The organism is Rhizobium centroccidentale, assembly GCF_030182565.1.
Lineage (GTDB): Bacteria > Pseudomonadota > Alphaproteobacteria > Rhizobiales > Rhizobiaceae > Rhizobium.
On sequence record NZ_JAQJCG010000014.1, the window covers coordinates 68,172 to 83,428 of the forward strand.

Sequence of the window (15,257 nt, forward strand, 5' to 3'; positions counted from 1 at the left end):
TCTCCGATGTTCAATGAGGTATTCTAGAAAAGGCATAATCCTTGGTTCGTACCAAGTTGCAGCCTCATCTTCAATCACCTCTCCTTCCACCATACATTCAGCGTCGCTTCAGTTTAAAATGCGACTGTCGGCGAATGCATGCGTTAAACCTTTCAGAGATGGAAGAAGCCCCATGACATCTGTCGAACGCAAGAAACTTGCCCGACGCATCATGACTACATTGCTGCCAATCTTTGGGGTCTTGACCATGTTCGGCTTCGTCGCTCTCGCTGCGTTCCGATAGCCTTTTTCTCCACGACGCCGTTTCAATCCAGTTCGACGATCCTCGAACAAAAGACCAGCTGTAGTCCTGACTTCACGTCACAGGACTACAGCTAGAGAGGCATGCGCGCCCTGCGCAATCTGATAATTCAGGTCAAGCAGGCTTGATCACCACTAGGACAAAAACCCAGCGAAACCGAAACTCATCCCGAATGCGGGGTCGGGTGCTTCGGCGCATCTCAAAAATCCCCTTCAACCCTATCCATGGAGCAAGCCTATGGACGATTTCGCACGCTCTCTCGCAAAGGTTCTTATCAGCGAGGGCGGTTTCACCAACAATCCAAACGATCCGGGCGGCGCCACAAACAAGGGCATTACGCAGCGCGTCTACAACGAGTATCGAACTGCGAAAGATCTCCCTACGCAATCAGTCAAGCTGATCAGCGATGGCGAGGTTTCTGACATCTACCGGTCCCGCTATTGGGATATGGCGAGCTGCGGCAAGCTTCGTTCCGGCGTGTCTTACGTTCTGTTTGACGGCACGGTTAATTCCGGCGTCTCGCAGGCCGTGAAGTGGCTTCAGCGCGCACTCAAACAGCTCGGCCTTTACCAGGGCGCTATCGACGGACTTTGCGGCCAGGGGACCATCCTGGCGGCCGGCGGCGTCAATGACGATGACGGCTTGATCAGGATCATCATGGAACGTCGTCTCGCCTTCCTGAAGGCATTGAAGACGTGGAAGTATTTCGGCAAGGGATGGTCGTCGCGTTGTGCTGCTGTCCTCAAGACCGGCCAGGTATGGGCGTCCGGCTCTGTCGGTCCTGACCCGGCGTTTGCTTTCGTCGAAGGCGGCCAGGCGAAAGCCTTCATCTCGGACGCCAAGGCTGCGCCGGTTCTTGCCATCGCTGACGGAACTACCGGTTCCGGTTTTGCCGGCGGCGCGGTCACCGGCTACATCGCCTCGGCAAAGGAACAGCTGTCACAGTTCGCCGGGTCGAGCATCTTCATCGATCACGCGCTTATGTGGATGACGGTCGGCTCGATCGCACTCGTCGGCGCGGGCGCTGCTTACCGCTGGTATGCGAAGCGGGTTCAGAGCAGGCGTGCCGATGTCCTCGATCTCCCCACGATCGCACAGGCGGCGGGCGCGCAGTCGCCTGAGGCGGTGGCGGCATGATCGGGCTCATCGGCGCTTTTCTCAGCAAGAATTGGATATCGCTGACTTTGGTCGGCGGCATCCTGCTTGGCGTCGCAGCCATCTACCTGAAAGGCCGTTCGGATGGCTCCGCTTCGGCCGAACATGAGGCGAAGACCGCCGTCGTCAACCAGATCACGGAAAGGAACGATACCGATGCCAAGGTCAAGAATATGTCTCGCCCTGATATCTGTCGGGCTATTGGCGGGGTGTGGCGCGACGACGGGTGCCAGTGACGGCGCCGGCTATGCCGCACTTCACCCGAACGCAAAGACTCGAGCTTTCATTTTCGCGAACGACGAGCCGTTCACTCATGAAGTCGCTGCCCACAACATCCAGTGCGGGAAAGATCCGCTCTGCCGGAAATGACGTTGGCGGCAGCGGGACAGATCTTGGGCTTCTTCATCACATCAACCACGCTGGCGGCTCTCCTGCTGCTGGCGTGGCATTCAGTTTAGGCAGTCCAGGGCATTCGGGGGCACTTCAGGACAATGAGCGAGGACACCATGCAGATAGAGATCGAGAAGCCGCGCCTGAACCCGGTTCATTTCATCGCCATCATCGGCGCCGGCTTCCTGAATGCTTTCGCCATCGGCGGCGTGTGGGTTAGCCTGAACCGCGATATCGCCGATCTGCGCAGCTCGCAGGATCGGACGCAAAAGGCGCTCGATGCGACTGCCCAGCAGGTCTCGCAGATGCCGTCCCTGACGTTTCAGACAACCAGGGCACTTGAAGCGGCTGCCGAAAACAAGAAGGCGACCGAGGCGACGAATGAGAGGATCGACCGAGTGATAGATACGTTCGGCCGAAAGCTCGATACGGCGATCGACAGCATCAACAAGGTCGGGACGCAGGTGCAGGTCTTGAGTTCCAAATTCGAGGATGCACAGGGTAAATCGGAAAAGACCTTCTTCAGAACGCCGGTCGTCAGACCCTAGCGGCGGTCACCATATCGGGGCTGGCGATAATCCAGCCAGCGATGCTCGAAGCAAAACCAGCGCGTCTCGCCCTTGCCAATGTCGTAGCCGAAGCCGCCCCATGCCTTGCAGCCAGGATGCTCACACCAGTGATTGACATGGACTGTATCTATCGGCCGCTCAAGTTCCTCCGCCATCTAGTTCAAGTCGCCCCTTGAAACGCCGCCGAGCGAACCGGCCATATTCCCCGCGAAGTTCTCCAGTGTCTTCATGGCGTATTGAAATCGTGTCGCTTGCGGAGCGCCTGCAGCTTTCGAGGCGGATTGGAGATCGCGCGCAACGTTGCCGAGCACATTTCCGACGAATCCATTTATGTCGCCTGTGCTTGAACCGACTGTGCCCAGCAGTTGGGCGATAAGCAGCTCGTGCATCACGCAGCGGCCGTCGAGTTCGGCTACCCGCCTTTCCAATTTCTCTATTCTGTCTTCGGTCATTGCTCTTCTCCTTTGGGTTTTCTCGGTGGCAACAGCACCAGTTCGTCATTTGGAAAGACGCGCTCCTGCAGCGCCTTAGCCTCGCTCCACGGCGCCGTCATCCAAGTTTCGATCTCATCTTGATTACGAAGAATGACCGGCATTGCCCTGAAGTGAATCGGCTTGACTACGGCATTCGGCTCCGCCGTCAGGAACCCATAGAGGTCAACCGTGATCTCTCCCTCCTTGATCTTGCGGACGGAAGTCCATTGCGGCACCCATAGGCCCGCGAAGAACATCAGCGGCTCATCCTCGCTGCCTGCAAACCAGGCATTCGGCGCCCTTCCTCCCTCGACCTTGTTCGCTGGATCTGGCTCGGCAAATCGCGTGAACGGCACAAGACAGCGGCTCTCGACGCCAAGCCATCTTGCCCAGTGCTTGCTTGAGGTGTTGCGGACATTCGTCGTGCCGCCGTCCGGCTCCATCCTCAGCAGCTCGTCGAAGTTCACCTCCTTACCCTTTGCGCGGAGCTTATCGGCTCGCTTGGTCGCATTCTCGTAGATGGCCTTCTGCGACGACGGCAATCCCCAGCGGACCTTTGCCAGTTCGCGGCCGGCCGGCGTGTTCCGTACGATCGGTCCCATCTGATCCGGATAGAGATCAAGCTCCGGCTCAAGGTTGCCGATGCTGTCGACCAGCGCCCGGCTGATATGCCGAATCGCTTCCTGATTGGTCGTCACATTATAAAGGTTGCACATGGTCGTTTCCCCTAATCCCGTGGCGGCGAACGGACGATGATCTTTGCCATGCCTTTGGTGCCGCACTTCTTGCAGACGAGTTTCCGGACGGCATTGGCGATCGAGGCATCGCTTCCCAAAGATCGCTCTAGCCGTTCTCGATCGAGCTGGCTCTTTCGTCCGCAATTGCAGTGCACGTAGAGCCTATGCCATCGGCTCAAATCCGAAAAGCGAAGGTCCTCATCTTTCCGCTCCTTGGGATTGATGTAGCCCATCCTCTTCGCCCACTCGTCGGGCGAAAAATGATAGTGGAGCTTGCAGCGGTCATAGTAGTTATTCTCCGTGCGCTGGCATCCCAAAGACTTCGCGAGCGGCATGAGGATGGAAGGCAGCTCGGCTTCTCCGAACTCCGCAAGCAGGGCGTCTCCATCAAGGTTCTTCAGCAGCTCGCAGTCTTCGCAAATGACAGCGAGCTTGGCTCCCTTGTAATCCGCGAGCCTGGCACGCGCTGACATTGCTCTATTCCGGTTCGTAGGCTGGCCTGAAGCCTCGGGTAAAGCCGTGGCACATGGCCGCTTCCGTCAAGGCCAGTTGAGCGCGGACGAATTGCAGCATGTCCAGAGCGGCGGCGATCGTAGCGCGGGCATCGCCATCATAAAGGGCAAGCGCTGCATCGACAGGATCAAGTTCAGGTGTTTCAACAGCGATCGGCTGGGCAGTCATGGTCACACGTCCTCATTCCGCCGTATCGCTACGGCGGTTCAACATTGAAATTATCGGTTTATCTCAGGCGGCGTTCAGGTCGGCGATTTCGCCGTGCTTCGCCAGCAGGCGCGGAGACGACATGTCGCCGGTCTCCTCGTCGACCATCACCGCATAAGCGGCAACGCCAACAAATCGGGATGCCATCGAGGCTGCGATCTTCTCTGCCGATGGAACGCTGGACGCCTGACGCATCTCGCCCGGCACCAGATTTCCTCGGTTCTTGCGATAGGGGAGGATAATGAATTTCTCGGCGGTACTCATGGCGTCTTCCTCAATTTGTTCTCAAAATGTTCTCATTTTCAGGAAGAGTCAAGCGATGCCTATGGCCGCGTCCTAGTCGTGATCCGTTGCTCATTGGCTCAATTGATAGCCGTGCTCGACTCGCAAGAGCAAAATGTGTGGACAAAATTTTGGGAATTGGTGGAAAAAAGGATGTAAAATTGCACTCATGCACTACATCTAAAATAGAGTGAGTTTTCGCCCCTCTCTTCAGAGCTTGATCACGATTCTCTGCGGTGGTATCACATAGTGGTCCAAGCGGTAACGATTAAAGCGCGTTGGGTGAGGGGAATGCAAAAACGACAGGGAACATACTCTTTCTAAAGCAGTTTCGTTTTAGAAATGGGTATAGCAACTTTGTAAGGGTCCGCCAAAATGTCGCACGAGATTCGGGAAGTTGTAACGGCTATCAACAAGGCCGGGGGAAAACTGCGTCCGGCCGACTTATTGAAAGCTCTGCCGCGCCGCGACAAACGCGAAGTCGTTAGCGCGGTTCAAGCTGCTCTCGACAGAGGCATCATCAAACTGGATAGCGATATGTGCCTGATCGTAGGACACTCCGAAAGGGTTCATCAAGCTGCGTAAACGGGGTATACCTGGTCGTACGGAGCGTTTTCACAACTCCACAAAAACCGATCAGCGAAATGATTTCGAACGCGACAGAGATCGCATTCTTTACTCTTCTGCCTTCCATCGCCTCTCCGGCATCACGCAGGTTGTACGTGCCGGAGAGCAAGAGGTGTTTCATACACGGCAGCAGCACACCATAAAGGTCGCCCAGGTTGGGCGAAGGCTCGCGCAACGTTGCGTCACTGATTTTCCCGAGATTACAGCAAACTTGGTTGATCCCGAGGTTGTTGAAGCTGCATGTTTAGCTCATGATCTAGGACACCCACCGTTCGGTCACGTTGGTGAGGCTCTGCTGGACGAGCTGACCCAGCAATATGGGGAACCCGATGGGTTTGAAGGGAATGCGCAAACGTTTCGAATATTGACACGGCTCGCTATCCGCTTCCAAGAGCATGGCGGCCTAAATCTAACACGCGCCACACTCGCAGCGACCCTCAAATATCCGTGGTTACGCGATACCACAAATCCCGATCGGTCAAAAAAATGGTCTGCTTACAAAGCGGATGCGGATGCATTCTTCTTTGCTCGGGCTTCTCAATCCGATGGGGTACGTACTACTGAGGCCGCGCTCATGGACTGGGCGGACGACATCGCCTATTCTGTGCACGACCTAGAAGATTTTCACCGATGTGGTGCGATCCCCTGGATAGAGGTGTTTGCCGAAGAGGATCAGCTTGTCGAAAATGCCCTAGCCAGATGGCACGGCGCGCCAAGGGGGGCCAAAACAGCCTTAACGTCAGCGGTACATCGGCTAAAAAGCTTCTTTTTTGATACATATCTTCTGTTCTATGAACGCTATGAGGGTCGCGCACAGCAGCGCTTTGAATTGCGCAATATTACGTCCACCCTCATAGGACGCTTTATTAATGCTGCTTCGGTTACCAAAGATGGTATCGTCAAGATATCTCGCAACGAGCAGGCTGAAGTCTTGATTCTGAAGCAGATATTTCGAGATATAATAATAGACAGTCCGACCCTACGCGCCCAACAACACGGCCAGCGCAGAATTCTGGCGGATCTGTACAACGTTATCTATGCGGAATCGCAAGGGAGCTACCCGGTATTTCTGCCAATCCGCCTTCGATATTTGTGGGATTTGTCGGACAACAGCAAGGCGCGCTTCACGGCGGATTGCATTGCAAGCTTGACAGAGCGAGAAGCAGTTGGAATGCATAGTAGGCTTTTCGGAACGTCAGACAGCTCAGTGCTTGATCCGATTGTTCGGTGATCAATTTGGCATACGTTTTCGCCCTTTCGGATTCGCCGCGCAAAAGCGTGTTATCGTGAGGTATGAGAGAACGCTATGCCTTGGTCGAAGATGACGACGGCACTTTCGCCATCGTTGACGCACGCACTTACGAGGTGGTCGAGCGCTCTGGCCTGATATTTGAGAGCCTTTCTCCTGCGGTCGCAGAAGGTCTCATCCCATTGCTCAACGAGCTCGACAAGCGCAAGGAAATGCCGAACTAGAAGTTTGATGTAACCGGCGAAAAACACGGGCATTTGCTCGCTTGTGGCAAGCCGCACCGTTTTACACCCCTATTGATACTAAACGGCTTTTTTCTGCGCGAACGGCTGAGTTTTACAGCTAAGTGCTTGGACTATAGGCCTTAAGTCGAGCTTCCCAAGCTGATGCTCGATCCATCAGGCGGAAAATGTCAATCAGCTTGGGGAACGTGTTCGAGCAGACCGGTCTCTAAGGTGATCTGTCGAGCGTTGAAATGCGCATCGAACCATAGAAGCTCGGCAAGTTCGGTGTCATCGGCCTGCAAATGGAGCTTTACGACGAGCATGGCTGGCGAGCGCAGCCCCTTGGTTCGGACAATGTCGCCCGAGCGGATAGTTTCACTCATGCTCGGCCTCTTAGCGCGCCAGCCTGATCACTCTTGATTTCAATCTCTCGAAATCAGCCAGGATCTCGGCGACTTCCGGATCTACTGGACCTTCACCCTCTGCGCTGTCCAAAAGGAATGAAGCCTCAAGGCGCGCGACGATCTCGGCAGTCATCGACCGCTGATTGATAACTGAAGCCTCATAAACCCTACGCTTCAGACCTTCAGATATTCGTAACCTAAAATATTCATCGTCCCTTGCCATGCCCCACGGATGGCACAAAAGAACATTGACCGATATGCCCCACGGATGACACACATATAGTCTGCCCAAGGTAGGTTGTATGTGGTTAATGATGACCTTCTGCGCCTTCTCGGGCAGTTGGGGGCGAAGTTTGCGAGGAGGCCGGGAGTACCCCGGCCCGGCCTTTTCGAGCAAAGGCGAAACGAGGGATTTTTACAATGCAAGATGATGAATACCGCACGGCCGGCCGGGCCGCTGCGAACGATGCTCCATGCCCGACAAGGCGAGGGGTCCTGGCTGGAATGATGACGCTGGCAGCGACAGGTTTCGCCAGGACCTCCCGTCATGATGAAACGATCCTTTACCTCCATGGAGAATTCCAGAGTGCGGCGACAAGCTTGCTCGACGCTGAGGGGAAACGGCAGGCAGGCTTGCTGCGGCGCATGACGCTCCTTGCGACTGCGCTCTCGGTCATTCCATCCGGATCTCCCAACGGACGGCGGGCAAAGCACGAAGTCGCGAGTTGGTCACATCAGCAGGGCTATTGCACCATGCGGCTTCCGTCCGACCTGGTTTCATCACTGAATTCGCAGTCAGGATAGGTCGAGTCGACCACTTCAAGCGCGCGGTCGGCCCGCAACCATGGCCGACCGCCAACGTCATTTACAGCTGTCGTTCAGTGATTTCATGCGCCATTCATGCGCCACCGAATCCCCGCTAACGTCGGAAAATGCCTGAAAATGCTGGTAATTCTGGTAAACGGATGGCGCATGAGATGTGGGCCGAAAATGATGCTAAGTGCTTGAAAATAATGGTGATCTCGACGCGATTCGAACGCGTGACCCTCAGATTAGGAATCTGATGCTCTATCCTGCTGAGCTACGAGACCACTCGGCATGATCCATACAAAAGCAAAGGCCGGAAGCCAAGCCCTTTTGCGTCTTGGGGACAATCTGTCTTGAGCGTGTGCCCCCCGCGGCTTTGAAGGCTGCGCGGGGGCATCGAAGGATGCCTTAGGCGTTGAGGCGCTGTTCGGCAAGCCGCACCCAGTAGGAAATGCCGTGGGCGATGGCTTCGTCGTTGAAGTCGTAGGCCGGGTTGTGCAGGCCGGCGCTGTCGCCGTTGCCGACGAAGATGAAGGCGCCGGGGCGGGCGAGTAGCATGTAGGAGAAATCCTCGCCGCCCATCATCGGGTCGATATTCGGGATAACGTTCCCGGCGCCGGCGATCTCCTCTGCGACAGCAATCGCGTGATCGGTCTCGTCGGCATGGTTGAAGGTGACGGGGTAGTTGCGGTGGAATTCGATCTCGACTTCGGCGCCGTGGCTCGTCGCGATGCCTGTTACGATCTGCTTGAAGCGCTGCTCGGCAAGGTCGCGCATTTCGGGATCGAGCGTGCGCACGGTGCCGCCGAAGCTTGCATCGTTCGGGATGACGTTATGCGCGTTGCCGGCGTTGAACTTGGTGACGGAAACCACCACCGATTTCAGCGGATTGGCGCTGCGCGAGGCGATAAGCTGCAGGTTGGAGACGATCTGTGCGCCGATGGCGATCGGATCGATCGTCTTGTGCGGCATGGCGGCATGGCCGCCGAGCCCCTTGATGGAGACGGTGAATTCATCCGTCGCGGCCATGATCGCGCCCTTGCGGATGGCGAAGTGGCCGACGGGCAGACCGGGCATATTGTGCATGCCATAAACTTCGGCGATCTGGAAACGCTCCATCATGCCGTCTTTGACCATGGCGTCGCCGCCGGCGCCGCCTTCTTCGGCCGGCTGGAAGATGACGGCGATGTTGCCGTTGAAATTGCGGTTCTCGGCGAGGTATTTCGCAGCCCCCAGGAGCATGGCGGTGTGGCCGTCATGACCGCAGGCATGCATCTTGCCGGCAGTCTGGGATGCATAGGGCTTGCCGGTGATTTCGGTGAGCGGCAGGGCATCCATGTCGGCGCGCAGGCCGATCGTGCGTCCCTCGCCCTTGCCGCGGATCAGGCCGACGACGCCGGTGCGGCCGATGCCGGTCACCACCTCGTCGACCCCGAAGGCGCGCAGCTTCTCGGCCACGAAGGCGGCCGTATTCTCAACGGCATAGAGAAGTTCGGGATGCGCATGGATATGGCGGCGCCACTCGGTTACTTCGCCCTGGAGTTCTGCGGCTCTGTTCAAGATCGGCATATGCTGATTTTCCTGCTGCTCAATATCGATTCTGGTTCAACCTGCGGGTCCTTGGTACAGCTTCGGCCAGCTTGTCGCGGCCCTTGCGGCGTGCCATCGGGAAATAAAGTCGTCAATCGCCTTTGCCTTCTCCTAGCCATATAGGTTAAATAGACGAAGCTTTCGAGAAAATTCCGGACTTCTGAAGGATAGATCGTGCCGACGAAGCAGAATCGTTTGTATGCCGCCCTGCGGCTCGTTCCTATGGCCGCAGCAGCATCCATGCTTTTCCTGTCGACCGCGCAAACGGCCGGAGCCAATCCGCATATTCTCGTCGATGTCAGCACCGGACGCGTTCTCGACCAGCAGGAGGCGTTTCGCCGCTGGTATCCCGCCTCACTCACCAAGCTGATGACGACCTATGTCACCTTCCGGGCCATCCAGTCAGGCCAGATCAAACTTGATACGCCTGTCGTCATGTCGAAGCTCTCCGCCGCGCAGCCGCCGGCGAAGATGTATTTCAAGCCGGGCCAGAAGATGACGCTCGACAATGCCTTGAAGATGATGCTGGTCAAATCGGCAAACGATCTTGCCATGGCTGTTGCCGAGACGGTCGGCGGTTCGCAGCAGGGCTTCGTGGCGCGGATGAATGCGGAAGCCGCGCGCCTCGGCATGCGCGATTCGCATTTCATCAATCCGAACGGTCTTCCCGGCAAGGGGCAATATACGACGGCGCGTGATCTTGCGATCTTGAGCGTCGCGCTGCGCCGCGAATTTCCGCAATATGCCGGCTATTTCTCGCTTGAGGGCTTCACCAACGGCGTGAAGCAGGTGCCGAACATCAACATGCTGATCGGCCGCTTCGACGGCGCCGACGGCATGAAGACCGGCTTCATCTGCGCAGCCGGCTTCAACCAGATCGCCTCGGCAACCCGCAACGGCCGCACGCTGATCTCGGTCGTCCTCGGCACCGACAGCCTAGCGGCGCGCGCCGACGATTCTGCCAATCTCCTGGAAAAGGGCTTCCAGAACCAGCTGTCGACCCGCGACACGCTGGCGACCCTCAGACCCGATGCGCCGCTTGCGGCCGATGTCGCCGATGTCACCGCTGAGATCTGCAGCGCCAAGGGCGCACAGGCGCGCAGCGAAACCCGCGATCCCTTCGGCCGCACCAAGGTACAGTCGCCCTATATCCACGAAATGGATCATGAGCCCAATTTCGTCTATGCCGGCCTGATCGGCGGCCAGGACATCGCGACGGCCGCCAAGGGCGACAAGGACGATGCGACGGCCAGAGGCGACAAGGCGACCAGGGACAATAAGATCGCCATCTCCGGTGGCGCATCCAATGTGCCTGTCCCGATGCCGCGGCCCACTTTCTAGAGCGCTTCAGCGTTTCACGGAAACTCTGAAGCGCTCCATCTTTTGTTTTCACGCAATTCCGGACGGAAAACCGCTCCGCACTTTTCCTGGAATTGCTCTAATATCGGACAGGAATCATGAGCGTTTCGCAGCAAAGAGTGCCGGTTGCCATCCTGACCGGTTTTCTCGGTGCGGGTAAATCGACCCTGCTCAACCGCATCCTCAAGGACGAGGCCATGCGCGATGCGGCCGTCATCATCAATGAGTTCGGCGATGTCGGCATCGATCATTTGCTGGTGGAAAGCTCCGGCGATTCCATCATCGAGCTTTCCGATGGCTGCCTGTGCTGCACGGTGCGCGGCGAGCTGGTGGATACGCTGGCAAATCTCATGGACGCCATGCAGACCGGGCGCATCCGGCCGCTGAAGCGTGTCGTCATCGAAACGACCGGCCTTGCCGATCCCGCTCCGGTCATGCAGTCCATCATGGGCAATCCGATCATTGCGACCAATTTCGATCTCGATGGCGTCATCACCGTCGTCGATGCGGTCAATGGCCTGCAGACGCTCGACAATCATGAAGAGGCGCGCAAACAGGTCGCGGTCGCCGACCGCCTGATCGTGTCCAAGACCGGGATTGCCGGCGCCGTGCCGGAAGCGCAGCTGGAAGGCAGGCTGAGGGCTCTCAATCCGCGCGCGCAGATCCTGAATGCCGATAGCGACGAGGCCGGACGCGCCGCCATTCTGGTCAACGGCCTCTACGACCCAGCGTCCAAGATCGCCGATGTCGGCCGCTGGCTGCAGGATGAGCTTGAGGCGGACGACGATCATCATCACCATGATGAGCACGATCACCACGCTCATGATCACCATCACGGCGATCATGGGCACCACCATCACCATCATGGACATCACCACGGTCACCGGCATCAGCACGCTCATGATGTCACGCGTCATGACGGGTCCATCCGCTCCTTCTCGATCGTCGAGACGCAGCCTATCGATCCGATGGCGCTGGAAATGTTCATCGACCTCCTTCGTTCGGCCCATGGCGAGAAGCTCCTGCGCATGAAGGCGATCGTTGCCGTGTCCGACCGGCCGGAGCGCCCCGTCGTGCTGCATGGCGTGCAGAATATCTTCCATGCGCCGGTGCGCCTGCCGGCCTGGCCCGATCCAGAAGACCGCCGCACGCGCATGGTCATCATCACCAAGGATCTGCCCGAGGATTTCGTGAAGGGCCTGTTCGACGCCTTCCTCAGTAAGCCGCGCGTCGATACGCCTGACAGAGCGGCGCTGGAGGACAACCCGCTCGCTGTGCCGGGGATGAAGTTTTAGGGTTTCTACCTTCTCCCCGCTGGGGAGAAGGGGAGGCGGGGAGGCGCCGTAAATCAGCCGTCCTCTTACGGCCGCTTCAGAGGAAGATGTCTGTACATCGCAGCCAACTCCTGCCGATTGCATCAGGTGAAATTCGCTCCATCCTCATGGTGAGGCGGGAGCGTAGCGACCCTCGAACCACGAGGATGGCCTCCGTCGCAAATGGTCACCTCTTGCGGATCACGAAGCGATGGCCGCTATCCGTCTTCTCGCTTGCGAGAAGCGCATGGCCTTTCTCATTGCAGAGATGGGGAATGTCGATGACGGCGAGGGGGTCCGTCGTCTCCACGGTCAATGTCGCGCCGCTTGCCATGCCGCGCAGGCGCTTTTCCGTCTTGATCGCCGGATAGGGGCATTTCAGGCCGCGCAGATCGTAGATCTCGGTATCCGGACTATTCACTCTTGGCCCAGAACTTCCAGAAAGGCGGCTTCTTGGCCTCGGTCTGCGCGGTCTCGACGGCCGGGGCTGGCGCATAGGCGAGCGCGTTGAGGCTGGGGTTCATGGGGTTTGCCGTCGGGATCGGCACGTTCGCGGGGGCGTTGGCCGCAACGACCGGGCCGGCCGCAGGCTGCTGCGCAGTCGCCACCGGGGCGCCTGCCGCAGGGCTTGCTGCCGCCACGCGGATACTTGCCGTCGTCGGATTGCCGGTCGGGCTCGCAACGGTGCCGCCACGTGCCACCTGCTGGGCCGACTGGTTGGACATCATTGATTCGAGGTCGGCAACCTTCATCATCTTGCCGGCGGCAAGGGCGGTGCCTGTGGGCGCATAGGCGATATCGTGGCCCTTGCGCTGCTTGGCGACGACAGCCTTGCGTTCGGCTTCGGTCGGATCGTACCAGGCCATGCCGTCAAACTTCTTAGAGGCGGCGGCATAGTCCGCCTGATACTGCTTGTCATAGGTCGCAAGCGCCGTCTGCAGGGCAGGCGGTGTCGTCATAACAGGGCATTTGCCGCCGGCGTTGAACGGGCCGCTGGCCTGCTGGTTGAAGACGTATTTCTTCTCGCAGACCTCGACCTCGGGCGGCCGCTTGGTGACTTCGAAATTGTCGTAGCCGACCTTCAGCATCTTCCAGAATTCGATATTGGGGCTGAGGCGGTGCTTCCACATGTTTTCCGCCGTCATGCGGAAGGGGAAGGCTTCGAGCTGAACGGCCTTCTGGCCGCCCTTGAAGGCGTCGCGCGCAAAGGCATAGATTTCCAGCACCTGCTGGTCGGTCATCGAATAGCAACCGGACGACGAGCAGGCGCCGTGGATCATCAAATTGTTGCCGGAGCGGCCATTGGCGGCATCATAGCGGTTCGGGAAGCCGGTGTTGATGGCGAGATAATATTTCGAATTCGGGTTCAGGTTGGCTGGCGTCAGCATGTAGAAGCCTTCGGGCGCCTGCCGGTCGCCTTCCTTTACCTTCGGGCCTAGACGGCCGGACCAGGCGCAGATCTTGTAATCGGCGATGACTTCGAAACGGTTGCTCTGGTTCGCCTTCAGGATCTCCATCACGCCTTCTTCCTTGAAGATGCGGATCATGATGGGCGAGTTGCGGTCCATGCCCTTCTTGGCCATGTCAGCAAGAATATGGCTGGGAAGCGGCTGTTCGACCTTGTTCTTCACCTTCGACAGGTCGATCGACGCGGTGTCCAGCGCGTCGTTGCAGCCGGCGAGCGCCAGCGCCATCAGGGAAATATAGGCAAGGTGACGAATGCGCATTCTGACTTGGTCCATAAATGCGAAGAGTGGCAGCTCGATCTGTTTCGCCACTCCCCTCGAAGCATGAAACGGAATCATAGATGGCTTATACTTGAAAATTCCTTACCAGCCTATGACGTGCCCGCAGCGCGTCGGCAAGCTTTTCTTTGCCATAAAAGCTTCGATAACGGAAATGTGGCCAAGGTTTGGCCTCATTCCCGCTTTTAGCGATCACTTTTTTCGAATGCTGCTTCGAGCACGATGCCGAAAAGCGTCAGGAATTTCGGACGACATCGTGCTCTACTTCTTTGATGGTAGAGCGGATTCAGATTTTAGGTCGGTTCGACCTAAAATCATCCGGCTCTACAGATTGCGACCGATGTTGAGGAATTTCTGGCGGCGGTCGCTGCGTAGTTGTTCGCCCGAACGGGTGGAAAGCTCTGCAAGCGCGTTCGCAATCGTTTCGCCGGCCGCGCTTATCACCGCGTTCGGATCGCGATGCGCGCCGCCGACAGGCTCGGAGATGATGCCGTCGATCACGCCGAGGCTCTTCAGATCATCGGCCGTTATCTTCATGTTGGTTGCGGCTTCCTTGGCGCGCGTTGAATCGCGCCAGAGGATCGAGGCCGCACCTTCGGGCGAAATCACGCTGTAGATCGAATGTTCGAGCATATAGACGCGGTTGCCGACGGCAATCGCGATGGCGCCGCCGGAACCGCCTTCGCCGATGACGATAGAGACGATCGGCACCTTCACGCCGAGACACATCTCGGTCGAGCGGGCGATCGCTTCGGCCTGGCCGCGTTCTTCGGCGCCGACACCCGGATAGGCGCCGGCGGTGTCGACCAGCGTGATGACGGGCAACTGGAAGCGGTCGGCCATTTCGAGGATACGGATCGCCTTGCGGTAGCCTTCCGGCCGCGCGCTGCCGAAATTGTGCTTCAGGCGGCTCTTGGTGTCGTTGCCTTTTTCCTGGCCGATGAGGGCGACCGGCTGGCCGCGGAAGCGGGCAAAGCCTGCCTGGATGGCGGCATCCTCGGAAAATTGGCGGTCGCCGGCCAGCGGCGTAAATTCCGTAAACAGCGTGCTGGCATAGTCGACGAAATGCGGGCGCTGCGGGTGGCGGGCGACCTGCGTCTTCTGCCAGGCGTTGAGCTTGGAATAGATGTCGGCCATCGCCTCGCGGACGCGGATTTCAAGCCGCCCGACTTCCTCGGACGTATCGATGCTTTCGTCTTCGCTCGCCAGTTTCTTGAGCTCGTGAATCTTGCCTTCGAGATCCGAGATGGGTTTTTCGAAGTCCAGATAATTGTGCATGAGGTGCGTTTCCGATCCTTTTGCCCGTGACGAG

20 protein-coding genes and 1 tRNA gene are annotated in these 15,257 nt (G+C 57.9%); 8 read left to right on the forward strand and 13 right to left on the reverse strand.

Features of this window, described 5'->3' with window-relative positions; genetic code table 11:
- Window positions 1-538: 538 nt before the first annotated feature.
- The 3 genes from PH562_RS18945 (at window position 539) to PH562_RS18955 (ending at window position 2,394) form a co-directional block, all read left to right on the forward strand.
- Window positions 539-1,438, forward strand: coding sequence for a glycoside hydrolase family 108 protein (locus PH562_RS18945; RefSeq protein WP_285174731.1), 900 nt, complete (start codon window positions 539-541; stop codon window positions 1,436-1,438).
- A complete protein-coding gene (locus PH562_RS18950) occupies window positions 1,435-1,692 on the forward strand; it encodes a hypothetical protein (protein WP_285174732.1) in 258 nt (85 codons plus the stop codon). The genes PH562_RS18945 and PH562_RS18950 overlap by 4 nt, the downstream gene beginning before the upstream one ends.
- 255 nt (window positions 1,693-1,947) lie before the next feature.
- Window positions 1,948-2,394: a hypothetical protein gene (locus tag PH562_RS18955; protein WP_285174734.1), complete on the forward strand. Its 447-nt coding sequence runs from the start codon at window positions 1,948-1,950 to the stop codon at window positions 2,392-2,394.
- Here PH562_RS18955 and PH562_RS18960 read toward each other — a convergent pair.
- From PH562_RS18960 to PH562_RS18985, 6 genes are all read right to left on the reverse strand, one after another.
- The gene (locus PH562_RS18960; protein WP_285174735.1) at window positions 2,391-2,570 is read right to left on the reverse strand and encodes a hypothetical protein; all 180 of its coding nucleotides are present in this window, start codon (window positions 2,568-2,570) and stop codon (window positions 2,391-2,393) included. The two genes, PH562_RS18955 and PH562_RS18960, sit on opposite strands and share 4 nt — an antisense overlap.
- Window positions 2,571-2,867: a hypothetical protein gene (locus PH562_RS18965; RefSeq protein WP_285174737.1), complete on the reverse strand. Its 297-nt coding sequence runs from the start codon at window positions 2,865-2,867 to the stop codon at window positions 2,571-2,573. It lies immediately after the preceding gene.
- Window positions 2,864-3,604 (reverse strand): SOS response-associated peptidase, encoded by a 741-nt coding sequence (locus tag PH562_RS18970; protein ID WP_285174739.1) that lies wholly within the window; start codon window positions 3,602-3,604, stop codon window positions 2,864-2,866. Before PH562_RS18970 ends, PH562_RS18965 begins: the two co-directional genes overlap by 4 nt.
- An 11-nt stretch (window positions 3,605-3,615) precedes the next feature.
- On the reverse strand, window positions 3,616-4,098 hold the full coding sequence (locus PH562_RS18975) for a hypothetical protein (protein ID WP_285174740.1): 483 nt from the start codon (window positions 4,096-4,098) through the stop codon (window positions 3,616-3,618).
- Window positions 4,099-4,102: 4 nt separating this feature from the next.
- The gene (locus tag PH562_RS18980) at window positions 4,103-4,306 is read right to left on the reverse strand and encodes a hypothetical protein (protein WP_285174742.1); all 204 of its coding nucleotides are present in this window, start codon (window positions 4,304-4,306) and stop codon (window positions 4,103-4,105) included.
- Window positions 4,307-4,369: 63 nt separating this feature from the next.
- Window positions 4,370-4,609, reverse strand: coding sequence for a hypothetical protein (locus PH562_RS18985; protein WP_174174065.1), 240 nt, complete (start codon window positions 4,607-4,609; stop codon window positions 4,370-4,372).
- 393 nt (window positions 4,610-5,002) lie between these two features.
- On the opposite strand from PH562_RS18985, the gene PH562_RS18990 reads away from it, so the two are divergent.
- The 3 genes from PH562_RS18990 to PH562_RS19000 all read left to right on the forward strand — a co-directional run bounded on the left by PH562_RS18990 (window position 5,003) and on the right by PH562_RS19000 (window position 6,727).
- Window positions 5,003-5,212 carry a hypothetical protein gene (locus PH562_RS18990; RefSeq protein ID WP_285174745.1) on the forward strand — a complete coding sequence of 70 codons (210 nt, stop codon included), beginning with the start codon at window positions 5,003-5,005 and terminating at the stop codon, window positions 5,210-5,212.
- Between the two features lie 7 nt (window positions 5,213-5,219).
- Window positions 5,220-6,485, forward strand: a complete 1,266-nt coding sequence (locus PH562_RS18995) for a deoxyguanosinetriphosphate triphosphohydrolase family protein (RefSeq protein WP_285174911.1) — start codon at window positions 5,220-5,222, stop codon at window positions 6,483-6,485.
- Window positions 6,486-6,547: 62 nt separating this feature from the next.
- A complete protein-coding gene (locus PH562_RS19000) occupies window positions 6,548-6,727 on the forward strand; it encodes a hypothetical protein (protein WP_285174747.1) in 180 nt (59 codons plus the stop codon).
- A gap of 188 nt (window positions 6,728-6,915) precedes the next feature.
- Here PH562_RS19000 and PH562_RS19005 read toward each other — a convergent pair whose 3' ends face one another.
- From PH562_RS19005 to PH562_RS19020, 4 genes are all read right to left on the reverse strand, one after another.
- Entirely contained in the window at window positions 6,916-7,110 is a 195-nt protein-coding gene (locus PH562_RS19005; RefSeq protein ID WP_285174749.1) for a hypothetical protein, read from the reverse strand.
- Between the two features lie 10 nt (window positions 7,111-7,120).
- A complete protein-coding gene (locus PH562_RS19010; RefSeq protein WP_285174751.1) occupies window positions 7,121-7,354 on the reverse strand; it encodes an Arc family DNA-binding protein in 234 nt (77 codons plus the stop codon).
- Window positions 7,355-8,145: 791 nt separating this feature from the next.
- A tRNA-Arg gene (locus PH562_RS19015) sits at window positions 8,146-8,222 on the reverse strand.
- A gap of 124 nt (window positions 8,223-8,346) precedes the next feature.
- A complete protein-coding gene (locus PH562_RS19020; RefSeq protein ID WP_285174753.1) occupies window positions 8,347-9,507 on the reverse strand; it encodes a M20 aminoacylase family protein in 1,161 nt (386 codons plus the stop codon).
- A 195-nt stretch (window positions 9,508-9,702) separates the two neighbouring features.
- On the opposite strand from PH562_RS19020, the gene PH562_RS19025 reads away from it, so the two are divergent.
- Both PH562_RS19025 and PH562_RS19030 read left to right on the forward strand, forming a co-directional pair.
- A complete protein-coding gene (locus PH562_RS19025) occupies window positions 9,703-10,869 on the forward strand; it encodes a D-alanyl-D-alanine carboxypeptidase family protein (RefSeq protein ID WP_483315361.1) in 1,167 nt (388 codons plus the stop codon).
- 116 nt (window positions 10,870-10,985) lie between these two features.
- Entirely contained in the window at window positions 10,986-12,182 is a 1,197-nt protein-coding gene (locus PH562_RS19030) for a CobW family GTP-binding protein (RefSeq protein ID WP_285174755.1), read from the forward strand.
- 205 nt (window positions 12,183-12,387) lie between these two features.
- Here PH562_RS19030 and PH562_RS19035 read toward each other — a convergent pair whose 3' ends face one another.
- From PH562_RS19035 to PH562_RS19045, 3 genes are all read right to left on the reverse strand, one after another.
- On the reverse strand, window positions 12,388-12,621 hold the full coding sequence (locus PH562_RS19035; RefSeq protein ID WP_285174757.1) for a sulfurtransferase TusA family protein: 234 nt from the start codon (window positions 12,619-12,621) through the stop codon (window positions 12,388-12,390).
- Complete coding sequence (locus PH562_RS19040) at window positions 12,614-13,927, reverse strand: L,D-transpeptidase family protein (protein WP_285174759.1); 1,314 nt, start codon at window positions 13,925-13,927, stop codon at window positions 12,614-12,616. The genes PH562_RS19035 and PH562_RS19040 overlap by 8 nt, the downstream gene beginning before the upstream one ends.
- Before the next feature lie 342 nt (window positions 13,928-14,269).
- On the reverse strand, window positions 14,270-15,223 hold the full coding sequence (locus PH562_RS19045; protein ID WP_285174762.1) for an acetyl-CoA carboxylase carboxyltransferase subunit alpha: 954 nt from the start codon (window positions 15,221-15,223) through the stop codon (window positions 14,270-14,272).
- Between the last annotated feature and the right edge of the window lie 34 nt (window positions 15,224-15,257).

Coding starts and splice junctions, on each gene's coding strand:
- PH562_RS19045 (WP_285174762.1), bottom strand. CDS start 15,223: ATGCACAATTATCTGGACTTCGAAAAACCCATCTCGGATCTCGAAGGC.
- PH562_RS19005 (WP_285174749.1), bottom strand. CDS start 7,110: ATGAGTGAAACTATCCGCTCGGGCGACATTGTCCGAACCAAGGGGCTG.
- PH562_RS19040 (WP_285174759.1), bottom strand. CDS start 13,927: ATGCGCATTCGTCACCTTGCCTATATTTCCCTGATGGCGCTGGCGCTC.
- PH562_RS18975 (WP_285174740.1), bottom strand. CDS start 4,098: ATGTCAGCGCGTGCCAGGCTCGCGGATTACAAGGGAGCCAAGCTCGCT.
- PH562_RS18980 (WP_285174742.1), bottom strand. CDS start 4,306: ATGACTGCCCAGCCGATCGCTGTTGAAACACCTGAACTTGATCCTGTC.
- PH562_RS19000 (WP_285174747.1), top strand. CDS start 6,548: ATGAGAGAACGCTATGCCTTGGTCGAAGATGACGACGGCACTTTCGCC.
- PH562_RS19010 (WP_285174751.1), bottom strand. CDS start 7,354: ATGGCAAGGGACGATGAATATTTTAGGTTACGAATATCTGAAGGTCTG.
- PH562_RS18970 (WP_285174739.1), bottom strand. CDS start 3,604: ATGTGCAACCTTTATAATGTGACGACCAATCAGGAAGCGATTCGGCAT.
- PH562_RS18960 (WP_285174735.1), bottom strand. CDS start 2,570: ATGGCGGAGGAACTTGAGCGGCCGATAGATACAGTCCATGTCAATCAC.
- PH562_RS19030 (WP_285174755.1), top strand. CDS start 10,986: ATGAGCGTTTCGCAGCAAAGAGTGCCGGTTGCCATCCTGACCGGTTTT.
- PH562_RS18985 (WP_174174065.1), bottom strand. CDS start 4,609: ATGAGTACCGCCGAGAAATTCATTATCCTCCCCTATCGCAAGAACCGA.
- PH562_RS19020 (WP_285174753.1), bottom strand. CDS start 9,507: ATGCCGATCTTGAACAGAGCCGCAGAACTCCAGGGCGAAGTAACCGAG.
- PH562_RS18955 (WP_285174734.1), top strand. CDS start 1,948: ATGAGCGAGGACACCATGCAGATAGAGATCGAGAAGCCGCGCCTGAAC.
- PH562_RS18990 (WP_285174745.1), top strand. CDS start 5,003: ATGTCGCACGAGATTCGGGAAGTTGTAACGGCTATCAACAAGGCCGGG.
- PH562_RS18950 (WP_285174732.1), top strand. CDS start 1,435: ATGATCGGGCTCATCGGCGCTTTTCTCAGCAAGAATTGGATATCGCTG.
- PH562_RS18965 (WP_285174737.1), bottom strand. CDS start 2,867: ATGACCGAAGACAGAATAGAGAAATTGGAAAGGCGGGTAGCCGAACTC.
- PH562_RS18945 (WP_285174731.1), top strand. CDS start 539: ATGGACGATTTCGCACGCTCTCTCGCAAAGGTTCTTATCAGCGAGGGC.